Origin of the sequence: Blastopirellula sediminis, from assembly GCF_020966755.1 — a bacterium.
Lineage (GTDB): Bacteria > Planctomycetota > Planctomycetia > Pirellulales > Pirellulaceae > Blastopirellula > Blastopirellula sediminis.
Genome location: NZ_JAJKFT010000010.1, coordinates 1,647,617 through 1,662,689, shown reverse-complemented (window position 1 = coordinate 1,662,689; position 15,073 = coordinate 1,647,617). Strand labels below are relative to the sequence as shown.

Sequence of the window (15,073 nt, the reverse complement as noted above, 5' to 3'; positions counted from 1 at the left end):
TTCGAGTACAGCCGTTAGGAAGAACATGGCTGCGTGTGCTGATAGTTAGACCGTGTTGATAGACAATTGCCTGGGTTCTTGCTCGATCCGCTCCGGATTGCTTGGTTTTCTCGATAGCCAATCAATTCGGAGCGGTATCGGCGTTTCGAACGACATCCTACCACCCGTTCCAGTCAGTCCATCTTAACGAAGATGCTGCGAATAATCGCCATCCTGGGGGCGAATTTGCGCGCGCCTGCGAACTGTTCTTCTTACTAAGAACACGGGCGCTAAATCTTTTCTTCATCGTTTCTGATGACAATGCGGCTTTCCCGAGCCCGAGAGCCGGATGTCCTATGGGCGTATAGTACGTCTAAACCGCGCAAACCCCCGAGAACTTAATGCGCTTTCATTTCTCTCGCCACGGTTTCACTCTGGTGGAATTGTTGGTCGTGGTCGCCATTATCGGCATCCTGGCTGGGCTCATTTTGCCAGCCGTGGGCGCAGCCCGAAGTGCGGCCCGAAGTGCCGAATGCAAAAACAACTTGCGCCAAATCGGGGTTGGCCTGCAGGCCTATTCCACGCAGCGTAAGAGCGGCGAGTTTTGCTCCGGCACATTCTCCTGGCGTCGTGAAGGATCCGTCACCGATGTCGGCTGGGTCGCCGATCTGGTGAATCGCAATATCCCGGTTGGAGACATGCTCTGCCCCAGCAATCAGGCGAGAGCGTCGGAAACCTACGATGACCTGGCGACGATCAGCTCGGCTGCCGAATTTGGCGCCGCGACCTGCAGTAACTTCAGCGGTTCGGCTGACACGACCCTCCCGGACGGCACGGTCCAGGTCAATCCGTGCAAAGGGATTCTGTCGGGCGTCTACACAGATCGCCAGGCGACTATCCGCGACTTGATTTACGGCAAGTTCTACAACACGAATTTTACCGCAAGCTGGTTCTTAGTTCGTTCTTCGATGTCGGTAGATCAGTCCGGCAACTTGGTGGCAACCTGCGAATCGGACCCGGTCAAACGGATCTATTCCAAGACGGCAGGCAAAGGGGCGCTGACCCAAAGCCGTATCGACTCTGGCGTCGCCGCGGCCAACTTCGTTCCGTTTGTGGGCGACGGCCTTCCCGCCGGGCAGCTAAGTTTTGAATTGGAGCCGGGCGAAGGTCCTCCGAGCCTGGTCCAGTCAATGACCGGCGGCCCCCGCATCTTCATGACGGCTGGAACCGCCGCCGGCGCGCTGGATAGCCCAGACATTCTGAAGACGCCCTACATGGTGAGCGGCAGCCTGAAACCGGCTTGGTGGGGCGCATTCAACAACAACACGAAGCAGGACTATCGCCAATTTGGCGCCGTGCACCGCAGCTACGCCAACGTTCTGATGGCGGATGGCAGCGTCACCTCTTTCTACGACTCAAGCGGAGACTCGATGTTGAACAATGGTTTTCCAGGAAACATGGGAGCCAGCAACGTGCTATTCAACAGCTCGGACGTCGAGATCGACGACAAGCTGATTTACAACCGCTGGGACCTGAATCCGAACGCCTTCCGCTAATCGATGAATTATCGGCCCGAAAGGTTAACGAGATTCCTGTGCGGCGTTCATCAAAAATTGATTACACGTCTGGATAATCAACGAGACTTTGAAAGGAGGTTTTGAGCCGGAGTAAGGAAGGTCAGTTATCGGGCGACTTTCCTAAGAGTTACACAGCACACAAAAAAAAGGCCGACGCGTCCCCTGGAGAGAAACGCGTCGACCCCCTAAAAGCGTCTCACAACACTTTAGTACATTGCCTTTTAGCAAGAACCCTGGAGATTTGCAATGAAGAAACGTGGTTTCACGTTGATCGAATTGCTGGTGGTCGTCGCGATCATCGGTATCCTCGCCGCGCTGCTGCTGCCGGCCCTGTCGCGTGCTCGCGAAGCGGCTCGTAACGCCCAGTGCAAAAACAACCTGCGTCAATTCGGTATCGCTTTCAGCGCTCAGGCCGACCGTGGTCGTACCAAGAAGCTGGTTAGCGGTCCTTATGACTGGGGACGTGACGGCTGCCCCGACACCGTCGGTTGGGTTGCCGACGTCGTCAACTCCGGCAGCGGTTCGCCGGCTGACCAGATGTGCCCCACCAGCCCGCTTCGCGCTCTGGAAAAGCTAAACGACTTGGTCGGTACCGGTAAGTCGAGCGACCTGCAAGGTTCGATCGAAGCTGGTAACCAGATCTTCGCCGGCGCCTGCTCGGCCTTCACCGGTCCGACGGCTGGCTATGATCCGCAAGGCCATCCCTACGTTGATCCGACCACTCGTGGCCGTACCCTTCCGGAATACGTCCTGGACGAGTTCATCAAGAAGGGGGTCAACACGAACTATTCGGCGAGCTGGTTCGCCGCTCGTGAACGCCTTCGCGTCTCGAACGCTAGCGGCAACGTCGCGTTCGACGCCTCGAAGAGCGCCAAGGAACAAGCTGGTTCAAAAGCCGGCGCCTACCAGGGTCTGACCCTCCGCGTCGTCGAAGCCTCGCCGATTCCGTCTTCGGCCATCCCGCTGTTGGGCGACTCGGCTCCAGGCGACTCGAACGAAGCGATTCTGGGTACCGACATTGACACCGACCTCGGTCTGGTCACCGGCGCCCGCTTGGCGGAAGCCTTCAATGACGGTCCGGCTTACTTTGATACGTCGACGAGCAACGTTCGGCTGATCGAAAAGCTGACCCCGGCTGTTCTGCCCCTCTTCACCGGCACCGACCCCATCTTCACGGACGACTTCGTTCCGAACCTCGACACGCTGCCGGAAGACGTCAGTAACACCACCATGGGTGGCGCCGATGGTCGTCTGTGGCTGCAGGATACCCGCGACTGGTTCGCGTGGCACGCTGGCGGCGGCAAGCCGAGCGCCAACATCCTGATGGCGGACGCTTCGGTCATCGAAGTCAACGACCTGGATGTCGACGGCTTCTTGAACCCGGGCTTCCCGATCGACACCATGACGGCGACCAAGTCGCTCGACGAACGTAAGTCGGACATCGGCTACACGACCAGCACGGTCGAATTCGATCCGGGCAGCTGCTACAACGGCCCCTCGATCGACGGCAACGCCATCGGTAAGGGCACGTTCGAGTAAGCTTGAACTTTGTCGATACCGGCTCAATTCCCGATTTCGGCCTTGGGGGCGACCGTTTCGCCCCCAAGGTTTTTTCCTTTCTTTAGCGTTTGATTCAATCGTATGAATAAGCTCCCCCTGGTCGCCTCCGTCGCGCTCATTCTCGGCCTCGTCTGCTGGTACTACATGGGTGAGTCTCAGCAAACGACGCCAGTTTCGTCGACCAGCAGCGTTCCCCAATCCCCTACCGATTCCCCTACGCCGAAAGCAGATAAGCCTGCGACCGAGTCGCCCGCTTCCCCCGCCCCGCCGAAACCGCAACCGAAGGTTTCGATCGAACAAAACACGTTCAATTTTGGCGCAATGGAGCGTTTTGAAAAATCGTCTCACGTCTTCGTCATCAAGAACGAAGGAGACGCGCCGCTGCAACTGACGATCGGCTCTTCCAGTTGCAGTTGCACCATCGCAAACCGCGAAACGGATGAAGCCATCCCGCCTGGCGGATCCACCGAGATCAAGTTGGACTGGGAGATCAAGTTCAGGTCGGGACCGTTCCGCCAATCGGCCTCGATCTTGACGAACGATCCTGATCGTCCGCAGCTTGATCTGGTCGTCGAAGGGGTCATCGCTTCGTACGTCGCCGCCTATCCCGAACAGCTCGTTATTTCGTCAATTCCGCTTGGCAATTCGGAACGGCATGACGTCATCGTCTACTCGATGATTTGGAGCGACTTCGACCAAGTGGAAGTCTCCAGCGATTACCCCGACGCTCTCGTCTCGGTTGTTGGAGTCGAGCCGGTCGACGTCAAATCGCTGGGCATCGAACGAGCGACCGCCGCGCGGCGCGTCACCTTTGAAGTCTCCGACAAGATGCCCAAGGGCGAGTTTTCGCTCCCGTTTGAAATCTACGCGACCGCTCCGGAAAGCGAAGAATCAAAACGGAAAGAGGAACGCGATTACGTCAACGTGTCGGGCAAAGTCGTCGGTCCCTTCCGGATCATTTCGGACGCGATCGACGTCCATGGGGTGATCGAACTTGGCAAGTTCCTCCAAAAGGACGGCAAGACGTTGCCGATGTCCTTCCACGTTCGCGATAAGCAAAAGGACGTCGAAATTCTAGAAGTCGAGGCCCATCCGGCGTTCGTCACCGCGACGCTGGAACCGCACTCGCAACAAGGACGAGAAAAGGGGATTTACACGCTAACCATTACGGTTCCACCTAACTCTCCAGAGGGAGACTTTCTCGCTCCCAGCTATGGATGGATCAAAATTAAGACAAACAACCCACGCATCGATACGATGAACTTTCGTTTGGATTTTTCAGTTATGAGCAAATAAGTCCTGCCGACTTGTTTGCTGTTAATGTCGACTTTTATCCAGCCAGTGCATGAATACGACTCAAAAGACAGTCGATCCCTACAAGGTCATTCTGCGGATCGACGATGAGAATCGCCCGCTCAACGCCTACCAAATCCTACGACTCGACTTCTACGAAGACGACGCGACCTACATCCAGATTTGCGGCGAACGTACGCGTAAGAATCTGCAACAGTTCTTTGGAAAAATCGATCCGCCCCTGTGGCGTCAGGTCTACAACGAAGTGGAAGACGCGATCGAAATTTTGCTCAATCCGCAGAAGAAGGAAGCCTACGACAACGAGTTGAAACGGAGCGCTTCCGGCGCAATCTCGGTTAATGGGAACGGGCATAGCAACGGGCATTCGAAACCGCACATGCCGGTTGCGTCTCCTTCCGCCGAGGCGATCAGCGACAAAATTCACTGCCCGACCTGTTCGACGCTGAATCCCCCCAGCCGCAAGTTCTGCGGCGATTGCGGCAATGCGTTGTACGTCGCCTGCGCGAAATGCGGCTGCATGAACACGGTCCATGAAAAGTTCTGCGGCGGCTGCGGCGTGAACCTGGCCGAGACGGCCCAGCAACAACAAAGCCACCTCGAACGCAAGTTTGAGGAGGCGGAACAACTGGTCGTCGAAGGCCAGCACGACGCCGCCTGCGCACTGCTGCGCGAGATGACTCGCCCGACCCATGAAGGGGAAATGAAGTTCGCTCAGCGAGCCGCCCTGCGGATCGAACAAGTCATTCAGGAAAAAGAAGCGCTGCTCGCTCGGGCGCTGACCGTCGCCGAAGAAGCGAACGAATTGTTCGCCAACAAGCAGGCTGAAAAGGCGGTCGCCCTCATTCGGCAAATCCCGCAAATCCTGTGGCACGACGATCTCACCAAGATCCACGACAAGGCCAACAACGTCCGTCGCGAAATCAAACGGCTCTCGAAAGAGATCAAACTGGCGGTCGCCGAAAAGCGGACATCCCGTTTGCTCCCCAAAGTCGAACGCCTACTGGAACTGAAGCCGCATGACGTATCGGCCCAGCGTCTGGCCGAGCGTCTGAAAAAGCATCAGCAGCAAGCGGACGTCGCCAAGCGCGACAAACTGCTCAGCAAGGCGAAAGAATACGTCTCGGAGTATCGCTACGAACGCGCCTACGAAGTTCTGACCGAAATTCCGGAAGGGGTTCGCAGCGAAAACTTCCATAAGTACTTCGATCAAGTCGCGGAGCTCGCTTGGATCGCGAACGACGTCAAGAAGTCGACGCGCATCGATCGCCCGCTCATCGGCCTGGCGAGCCGTTTGGTGAAGCTGATGCCTCGCGATCGTAACGCGATGGAAATGCTGCACAAAATGTCGCAGAAGTTCGAGAATCGCTCGCTTCGCAAAATGGAGCGAGACTTGAACTGGGCCGATCCTCCCAAGCGGACCACGCTAGGATCGCCGGTATCGCTGCATGCCGGGCTCCGTCAAATCAAATCCGAAAAGCTGGACGACAACGCCCACTTCCAGGAAAACCGCGCCTCGTTCTACGTCGCGATTGGCCTCGCCTTGCAGGGACTCGGCGTCACGCAAATTGATTTCAATCTCGCCCCCGCCAAAGCCGGCATGCTTGGCAAACTGGCGGTTGGCTCCAAAAAGATCGCCGGCGATCGCGCCTGGGGGATCGACCTGAGCAACTCCGGCCTGAAGGCCGTCTTGCTCAGCAAAAAGAAGATGGGCGAAAAAGACAACGCGAAAGTTGTCGTCGTCGCCGAAGATTGTTTCCATTGCGATCACAAGCGACCTCTCTCCCGTGCGGACGACGCCGATCGTCGCGGCCTTGTTCAAGAGTCGGTCGAAAAGTTCATCGCCCATCTTGGCGAAGCGGGCTTTAAAGACGCGATCGTCGCGCTTGGACAACCGGCGTCGGAATTGATCGGCCGCTTCCTGAAGCTGCCGCCGGTCGACATGAAAAAGCTGGAAAAGACGATTCACTACGAAGCTCGCAACCAGATCCCCTTCCCCTTGGAAGAGCTTTCCACAGGCTATCACGTCTGGGACGCACCTCCTAAGGACGAAGACGTGATGGAAGAGCCCGGGCGTGAAGTGGCGTTTATCGCGACTCGCTTGCTCCAGCTTCAGGAACGGCTCGCCTTTTTGAAGCGGCTCGGCATTACTCCGCACATTGTTCAGGCCGATCCCATCGCGCTGCACAACTACTTCCACTTCGACGACTTCTCGGACGCCGAAAAGGAAATGAACATGCGTGAGACCGATCAGACGGTCGGTATTCTGGACGTCGGTTCCGACGCCAGCACGCTGGTCGTCAGCGGCCTGAACAGCCTCTGGTTCCGCTCGCTCGAAGTCGGCGGCGATTCGTTTACCCGCATTCTGGTTCGTCAGATGAGTCTGACGTTCTCCAAGGCGGAAGAAATGAAACGCCAGCCCGACACCGCGCCGGAAGTGAGCAAGATGTACGAAGTGATGGACGCCGTCTTCAAGAACTTGACGAAAGAAGCGTCGATCTCGATCAGCAATTACACGAACGCCAACTCCGATCGGCCGATTTCCGAAGTCGTCCTGGTTGGCGGCGGCGGTCAGCTCCACTCGCTTGTTCGGCTGCTCCAGTACGGACGCCAGTTCGACTAGCGGCCTCCGTTTCCCTTAGCCGGGGAAAATCCCTTCCCCGGCGATCAGTCCGTCGCGCATGTAGATCTGCCGTTTCGCCTGTTCGGCGATATCCGCCTCATGCGTCACCATGATGATGGTCCGCCCTTCACGGTTGAGATGCCCCAGGATCTGCATGATCTCTTTGCCGGTCTTGGAGTCCAAATTGCCGGTCGGTTCGTCCGCCAAGATGATTGCGGGATCGTTCAGCAGAGCCCGCGCTATCGCGACGCGCTGTTGTTGACCGCCGGATAGTTGATATGGTCGATGGTCGAGTCGTTCCGTGAGACCAACTTGCGCAGCCAGATCGAGACAGCGATTCACATCTCGCTTAGAGATCGGCGGTCTACCCGGCCGATATTGCAGCGGCACCTGGATGTTCTCCAGCACGGTGTACTGCGCGATCAGGTTGTACGACTGAAAAATAAAGCCGATCAGTTGGTTGCGAACTTGCGACAACTGCCGATCGTTCAAAGTCGAGACGTCGTAGCCACCCAAGATATAACGACCGCTGGTCGGACGATCGAGCGCGCCGAGCAGATTAAGCAGCGTACTCTTGCCGCTACCGGAAGAGCCCATCAGCGCGACGAAGTCTCCTTCAGGAAACGCGGCCGTCACGCCGCGCAGCGCCTTCACCACCACGTCTCCCAGGTGGTAGTGCTTCTGCAGGTTCTCAAATTCGGCCGCCATTCGCATGGCTTGCATCGCTCCCAACAACTATTCGTGACGCAGCGCTTCGATCGGATCCATCTTCGCCGCGCGCCGCGCCGGATAAAGTCCAAACAACACGCCGACGCCGACCGAAATCAAAAACGACGCTAGGATTGACCAGAGGGCGATGCGCGGTTGAAGATCGCGAATCGTCCCCGGCAAGGTGCTCCAAACTTCCGGCAACCATCGTTCCATGCCGGCCTGAGCCAAGTACGTCGCCGGGATGCAGCCGAATCCGAAAAAGACGCCGATCAAACCGCCGGCGGCCGACAACACCACCGTTTCGGCCAGGAACTGCACGATCACATCTTCCTGAGTGGCGCCTAACGCGCGGCGGATGCCGATCTCGCGAGTACGCTCGGTAACGGTCGCCAACATGATGTTCATAATGCCGATGCCGCCAACCAACAGTGAAATCCCGGCGATCAAAATCAACAGCACGTTAAACATCATCCGCAGCATCTCCGCCTGTCGTAGCAGTTCGCTCGGAACAACGACGGCGTAGTCTCCCAGCGGATGATACTTCTCCAGCAAAATCTCAATGATCGCCGCCGCTTCTTCCACTTCCTCCACTTCGCCAACCGTCACCGTGATCTGCGACAACTGGACGATTTCCCCTTCCCGGCTGCCGGAACGTGACGTAATCACCTGGTCGCCGATTCGATTACGGAGGGTCGTCAGCGGAATGTAGACGTCGGTATTGAAGTCGCGTCCCGCGAGACTGCCGCCGATCGCCGCCGACGGAGTTCGATCGGCAGTCTGCCCGATCACCTTGTAGACGTCGGTCTTACCGTTGAACGCAATCTCGACAAAGCGGTTGATCGGGTTCTCGTGGGCGAACAAGTTGACGGCCGCCGAGGACGCCAACACGCAGACGTTTTCGCCTCGGTCGACGTCCCGGTCTGAAATAAACCGACCTCGCTCGAGCGACAGATGGTTCATATCGCGGTAGTCAGGCGTCACGCCGAGCAATTGAATTTCGCTCTCGCGCGAACCGGCTCGTGCGTCGCTTTTGATCTCGCGCATCGGCGACGCCCGGCGAATCGACGGAACCCCTTCGATAATCCGCTGAAAGTCGTCGCGGGTCAGCCCGTATTCAATAATGAAGCTGCTGCCGGTCGCCGAATTGGAGGACGGCTTCATGCTGCGAACGATCACATTCGTCGCGCCCAGATCTTTGATCTGCTGTTGCGCCTGATAGCTGACTCCTTCCCCCATCGCAACCAGCCAAATCACCGCCGTCACGCCGATCATGATGCCGAGCATCGCCAGGCCGGACCGGAGCTTGTGCAGCATCAGGCTCTTGAAGCCGAGCCGAATTGTCGAAACGAGACGCTGAATCATGGACGGGGCGGGCCTCCGCCGGATCCGCTCGGTCCGCCTCCTCCCGGAGGACCTCCTCCCTGCTGCGATCGTTCGCGAGCGGCGCGAGACGCGGCCATTTCGGCGCGCGTGATAAAGCCGTCGCCATCTTTGTCGATCCGATCAAAGTAGTTCTTCATCTGCTCCGGCGCTTCGTCCTTGCTCAACTTGCCATCTTTGTCGGCGTCGTTGGCGAACGGATCGAGACGCGGAGCTCCGCCGCCGGGACCTCCGCCGGGCGGACCAGCGGTCGGACCACCACTTGTCGGGCGATCGGAAGGACTCGCTTGACCTTCGGCCTCTTTTTCTTCGCTCGCTTCCTCCTCGCCCGGTTCGGCAGGAGTTTCTTCCGCGTACATACGAGCGTCGGCGACCACGGCCCGCGGATTACGCAGCACGAGGTCTCCTTCCTTCACCCCATCCAGCACTTCAATCAACTTGTCGTTGGTATGTCCCAACTTCAGTGGGCGACGTTCCGGTCCAAGGGTCGCCTTCACCCAGCAGAAATACTTACCACGCTGTTCGACCACCGCCGAGACCGGTACGGTAAGCGCGTCCCGAATGTCGGCGACTTGGATTTCCACAAACGCCGTCAAACCAGGTCGCAATCCCTCTTGCGTTCCATCGATCGAAGCGATCGTCGCATACTCTTTGACGTTGGCGGAAAACCAGCCGGTAGGTTCGGGCTGATTCGCGATGCTGGTGACATGTCCCGCGAAGGTCCGATCCTGAATGACGATCCGCGCCGGCATCCCGCTGCGAATCCGATCGATCTTCGATTCGTGAATCGTCACTTTGACCTGCATCTTCGCCAAGTCTGGAATGCGGACGATCGTCTGCCCTTCGCGAACGATCGTTCCTTCGGCAATCCCCGTATCCTGCGAGCCGCCGCGACGATCGGATTCGTTGGCGTAGACGACCATCCCGTTTTGCGGCGCTTTGATGACGCAATTGGCAAGCTGTTTTTGGAGCCGATCGAGCCGCGCCTTTTCCAATTGGAACGCCGCTTCTTCCGACCGCATGCGCGCTTCCGCCGAATCGCGGGCCGCTTCCAATTCGCGAATCGTTTTTTGTTTGGTGAAATCGACCAGCACCCGCTTGCTAGTTTCCGCCACTTCCAAGTCCAGCTTGGCCCGTTCCACCGCGTAGGCGTCCGCTTCGCGCTGAAGCGACGTGACATAACCCTTGCGCGACATTCGCTTGCTATAGCCAAGCATATCCTCGGCAGTGGTCAGGTTTTGCTGCGCGATTTTGATCGACGCTTCCAGCTGTTGCAGCGTCTGGAGAAAGGTTCCTTCGGCGTATTCCTGCACGGCCAGCTTCGCCGCTTCGTACGCTTCTTGCGTTTCGATCTTGGTCGCGAGCGCCTTTTCGTAAACGATTTTCTGCGCGTTCAGCTGATCTTCGATCGCCGACGTATCGATGCGGATGATCTCTTCCCCTTTGGTGACCCGTTTGCCGTCTTCGACAATCCAGAGAATCGTGCCGCCGCCGGCGACGTCGCATTTGACGTCGATGTTGCTGGCGCTTTCGACGTTGCCGTCGTCGGTAACGGTGACGAGCAGTTGCTCACGCTGCACTTCGTACGTCAGTGCGCCGGTCGCTTCGTCATCGACGCTCAGCAGACCGGACGACGGAAGATAGTACGCGCCGAACCCAATCCCCGCGATGATCAGCAAAAAGAGAATCGGCCAAAACCAACTGCGCCGCGGCGTGTCAAGGTGCAGATTGGGGCGCGATTCGGGCGAACTGTTTTCAAACGCTTCTGACATTTCGCTGGTCCTTGGATGGCGGGAAAGTCGTCATCTAGACTTAACCCCTTCAATTATCGCAGGTTCCGAACGAAAATCATCCGCTTTCAGGCGACTCGACGGGCGTTGGGGTCTCTCGCCCCTCTTTTCGGGCCCGCATCTCCTGCAGCATTTGCTGGATTTCCCCGTTGGTATACCGCCGCTCACGACTGACCTGGAACTCGTACGGCTCCGGCAGCGGCGCCACGAGCTCTTCCTGCTCGTCGTCTGGCGACGGCTCCGGCGTTTGGTAGGCCGAGGGTTCGCTTTGGGCCACTGTCTGCTGTTTGCCTTGCGGCAGCAACCGGGTGATCCAACGATCGACCCGCCACATCGGCGGCTCCGGCGACTCGGGTTGCGCCAGTTCGGTCGACTCCGCCTCTTCGGCCGGTTGCTTCTCTTCCGGAAACTCGAAGTACCCTTCCTGGAACCATTCCGCCGGAACGGCCGGAGGCAATTCCACTTCTTCCGGCTTCACTTCGGGGGGACGCAAATCAAGCGGCGTATCGATCCAGATCCCTTCGTGGTCAATCTGCATGATGCCGAGCTGACGATAGAGCCGCATCCGATTCGCTTCGTAATTGAGCCAAACGCTCATCAAGTTGTTTTGCGTATTCCGCAAGTCGGACAACGCGAACAGCAAGTTCTGGGCGGCGGTCGGACCAAGCGACAGCGCCGGTTGGCCTGGCTCGGCCGGCGCGACCGGAGCGCTGAGGGCTTCACGCGTTTGATCGACGCGGCGAATTGCGATCACAACCGCGCGACGCTGGATCTCGAGGTTCAAACGAAGTTGCTCCAGCGTACGGAGCGAGGCCCGCAAGTCGGCCGCGACCGAGTCTTCAAACTGGATCAGATCGCGACGATCCTGTTGATACTCGATCAACTGCTGACGAAAGCTATTCCGCTCTACCAATCGCGTCAACGGCGGGTCGAACTGCACCGACGCTCGCAACGAGCCGGTTTGATCACGGAACTGCACCGGGTTCTCACCTATCGTTTGCAGATCGCCGCTGAAGCGAATCGTCAGGTCCGACTTCAGGGCGTTGGCGTTGTATTCGATCAACCGCCAGGTATCGACGAGCGACGCCCGATTGTTCATCCAGTCTAAGCGATTGGCGCGAGCGATCTCGAGCGCCTGTTCCGACGTCAGATAGATGCGGGGGACGGAGATCTGCTCCACGCGAGCCCGCGCTTCAATCAGTCCCAATTCGCTGACCAGGTTCTTCATGTCGACCAGGCGAGCGACCATCCGGTCGGCGACGACGTTCGGCTGAACCTCTCCAATTTCATCGGCGAGCTTGCCGACGTTCTCGCGATTCGCGGCGTTCCGTTCCTGCAAGTCGTTCACTTCTTCCAGCAAACGATCCTTGTCGCGTTCGAACAGGCCTCGTTCCGCATCGGTCATTTCCAACGTGCGGGCCTGGGTTACCGATTCCAGATTGCGTAAGTCTTGGGGAATTTCGCCAACTCGCGCGTCGACCTGCTCTTGCAGCACGTCGACGTCCTCCATCGACATCTTCAAATCTTCCAGCGTCGGAATCACCGGCAAGTCGCCGAAGCGGGAGATGTATTCTTCGATGGCGACCTGCGTTTGCGTCGTCGCCGGATCGGTCAGCTTGAACTTTTCGATCAATTGGTCGTTCAGCGCGATTGGCAGATTCGGGGGCAAGCCGAGCGTCGACCGTTTGAAGTTGTCGAGCGACGTCTCAAGATTGTTGTAAGCTTGCAGCAGGTTCGCTCGTTCCGTTTCGATGCTCTGACGGAACTGATCAACCTGCGCGATGTCGATCAGGCCGGCGTCGAGGTTCGCCTCCAGCAGATCCAGCGTTCGCTCCTGGGCCGACAGACTATCTTGCGTGTTTCGGATCTGCTGCAACTGCTGCAAGAGACCGAGAAACCCGCCAACGGTACCAGCGCCGCCGCCAGCGAAACCAGAGCCGCTCGCCCCTGCTCCACCGGCGCCGTTGACGCTGAAACCTCGACCGAAACCGGTCGCGTCACCCACGCCGCCGAAACCGCCGCTACCTTGCCCGGTAAACCCGGTCAAACCGGTACCGCCGAAGAAACCGCCGCGACGCTGCGGGCCAGAGACGCCGAGTTCGCCGAAGGCGACTTGCGTGTAAAAACCTTGGCGATACTGCGCGTAGGCTCGCAGGTTCGCCAGCAAGGTTCGTTCGGCGATCGTCAGCTGTTCCAGCGCGATCACGCGACCGCCGGCTCGCAACAGCGGCTGCACCAGGCCGAAGTTCAAAATCGACGTCGTGACCCCTTGGTTCGGGCCGGCGAACTCCCAGACGGTCGAGTTGGCCAGGCCGACTAAGAACTCGCCGGCGGTCGCGAATTGGCGATTCGCGGTGAGCCCGTTATCGAGTCGTAATTGGCTGCTTTCGCCCCCAATCCGCTCTTGTCCGAGATGTTGAAACTGGGTGAAGCTGGTGCCGAAGAACTGCACGTCGAAGCGAAAACGTTCCGTGCTAACGTCGAGCGACGACAGATAGATCGTTTCCAACTGCTGCTGGTAGTCAGGCGACTGCAAGATCGCTAATCGTACCGAGTCATCCAGATCGAGCATGATCTGTCCCTGCTCGGTCACCTCGGAGCTGTTATAGAGCTCTTCCAGCCAGCGAGGGTTTTCCAGAATCGGCCGAACGCCGTTGCGTCCCCAATGGCTCCATCCCCGCATCCCGTCGACCCGATGCATGAACTCGTGCGAGTAGGGATCGTCCGGCGGCATCGGCGGCTTCACCGGGTCATACGAATCGTAGTAGCGACTGCGAGGAGAGACCTGGATATTGAAGTTGTCGATCGCCCAGCGCGGATCGTTCGACTTTTGCGTGACCAGCGCCTTCGCTTCGGCGTCGGCGTTGGCGACATACCCGTAGCGATTGCAACCGGCCAGCGCGCAGCAGAGGAGCGTCGACAGCGCAGCGCATGTCGCCAGCTTCCAAAGCGGTTTTTGGGGCATGAAGTTCATAGGTTCGCCTGAAGGCTCCCTCGCCGCGCACGACGGAGCCGGGGTGATTAACCACTACATGCAGAGAAATCGTCACAACCGCTACGGCGACTGCATCATCACCGCTAGAACCCTTGGCGTCGCCGCAATCGTTAAAGTCGCGCGACTATTGCTGGCCAGCAGGCTTCGGCGCCGGCAATGCCAGCGGAGTGACGGGGCCTCCGGTCGGCGCCGGTTGATGACGTTGCGTATGCGGCGGTTCGAGCCAGCCGATCGCAACTGCTAGCAACGCGCCCAGTAGCAAGGCGCTCGAGAGCTTCCACTTGTCGTGCGAATGGAACTGAATTTCGGGCAGGATGTCGGCGAGCGAAATGCAGATAAAGACGCCGGCCGCAAATCCCAGCGCCCCGCCGATCACGTAGTGACGCCAGCTCATATCGAGACTGCCGAGCGCCAAGTAAAACAGGACGACGCCGATCGGGCACATCAGCGAATAGCCGAAATTGATCAGGTTCATCGTCGTAGCCGACCAGCCTCCGGCCCGCATGACGAAGGTGATCGACAACGCGTCGAGCGGCTTGTGCAGCACGATTCCCAAAAAGACGCCGATCGCGAGTCTGCCAAACCCGGTTTCGACATGTGCGGCCGCTTCGACGGCGGCGGCCAGCGCGATGCCGTCAATCAGCGTGTGCAGCGACAACCCCAGGAAGATTCCCAGCCAGCGCCAAACCGAATGAGGATCGCCGGCGTCATGGTCGTGATCGCAATGCCCATGACCGTGCCCACCATGATGATGATCATGGTCATGCTTGTGTTCGTGCTCGTGTTCTAGTTCGCACGTAGCCTGCTCTTCCGCAACGACTTCGGGATACTCTTTCTCGACTGGAGCGTGATGATGCGAGTGAAAAACGCGCATTAGAAAGAACATCGTCAGGATGCCGGCGAACATGCCGCCGACCGCCAAGTCAATCAAGCCGCTTTCGGCGACCCCGTGCGGCAGCAAATGGAGCGTTCCGACTCCCAACATCAAGCCGCCGACGCCGCTCATCATCAATTGCATGCGCGTATGCGTCAGTCGCATCATCGTGGGAAGCGCGCCCCCCAACATTGATGCAGCGACGATCAGGCCGCAATAAACGGTAAGTACGACGAATTGATCCATGACCCTATGGGGAGCTGCGCACGGGAA

Annotated in this window: 9 protein-coding genes; 4 read left to right on the top strand and 5 right to left on the bottom strand. The window is 58.4% G+C overall.

The features are described 5' to 3' along the window. Positions 1 to 380: 380 nt before the first annotated feature. From LOC68_RS18405 to pilM, 4 genes are all read left to right on the top strand, one after another. The gene (locus LOC68_RS18405; protein WP_230221454.1) at positions 381 to 1,535 is read left to right on the top strand and encodes a DUF1559 family PulG-like putative transporter; all 1,155 of its coding nucleotides are present in this window, start codon (positions 381 to 383) and stop codon (positions 1,533 to 1,535) included. A gap of 267 nt (positions 1,536 to 1,802) precedes the next feature. Continuing rightward, on the top strand, positions 1,803 to 3,095 hold the full coding sequence (locus tag LOC68_RS18395) for a type II secretion system protein (protein WP_315858788.1): 1,293 nt from the start codon (positions 1,803 to 1,805) through the stop codon (positions 3,093 to 3,095). A 102-nt stretch (positions 3,096 to 3,197) separates the two neighbouring features. After that, a complete protein-coding gene (locus LOC68_RS18390; RefSeq protein WP_230221452.1) occupies positions 3,198 to 4,412 on the top strand; it encodes a DUF1573 domain-containing protein in 1,215 nt (404 codons plus the stop codon). A gap of 49 nt (positions 4,413 to 4,461) precedes the next feature. After that, complete coding sequence (gene pilM, locus LOC68_RS18385; protein ID WP_230221450.1) at positions 4,462 to 7,050, top strand: pilus assembly protein PilM; 2,589 nt, start codon at positions 4,462 to 4,464, stop codon at positions 7,048 to 7,050. 15 nt (positions 7,051 to 7,065) lie between these two features. Here pilM and LOC68_RS18380 read toward each other — a convergent pair whose 3' ends face one another. The 5 genes from LOC68_RS18380 to LOC68_RS18360 all read right to left on the bottom strand — a co-directional run bounded on the left by LOC68_RS18380 (position 7,066) and on the right by LOC68_RS18360 (position 15,046). Next, positions 7,066 to 7,764: an ABC transporter ATP-binding protein gene (locus LOC68_RS18380; RefSeq protein ID WP_230221448.1), complete on the bottom strand. Its 699-nt coding sequence runs from the start codon at positions 7,762 to 7,764 to the stop codon at positions 7,066 to 7,068. A 21-nt stretch (positions 7,765 to 7,785) separates the two neighbouring features. Beyond that, on the bottom strand, positions 7,786 to 9,123 hold the full coding sequence (locus LOC68_RS18375; protein ID WP_230221446.1) for an ABC transporter permease: 1,338 nt from the start codon (positions 9,121 to 9,123) through the stop codon (positions 7,786 to 7,788). Next, on the bottom strand, positions 9,120 to 10,913 hold the full coding sequence (locus LOC68_RS18370) for an HlyD family efflux transporter periplasmic adaptor subunit (protein ID WP_230221445.1): 1,794 nt from the start codon (positions 10,911 to 10,913) through the stop codon (positions 9,120 to 9,122). The genes LOC68_RS18375 and LOC68_RS18370 overlap by 4 nt, the downstream gene beginning before the upstream one ends. Before the next feature lie 76 nt (positions 10,914 to 10,989). Further along, positions 10,990 to 13,905, bottom strand: a complete 2,916-nt coding sequence (locus LOC68_RS28440) for a hypothetical protein (RefSeq protein WP_261360166.1) — start codon at positions 13,903 to 13,905, stop codon at positions 10,990 to 10,992. A 145-nt stretch (positions 13,906 to 14,050) separates the two neighbouring features. Beyond that, positions 14,051 to 15,046, bottom strand: coding sequence for a ZIP family metal transporter (locus tag LOC68_RS18360; RefSeq protein ID WP_230221443.1), 996 nt, complete (start codon positions 15,044 to 15,046; stop codon positions 14,051 to 14,053). Positions 15,047 to 15,073: the final 27 nt, after the last annotated feature.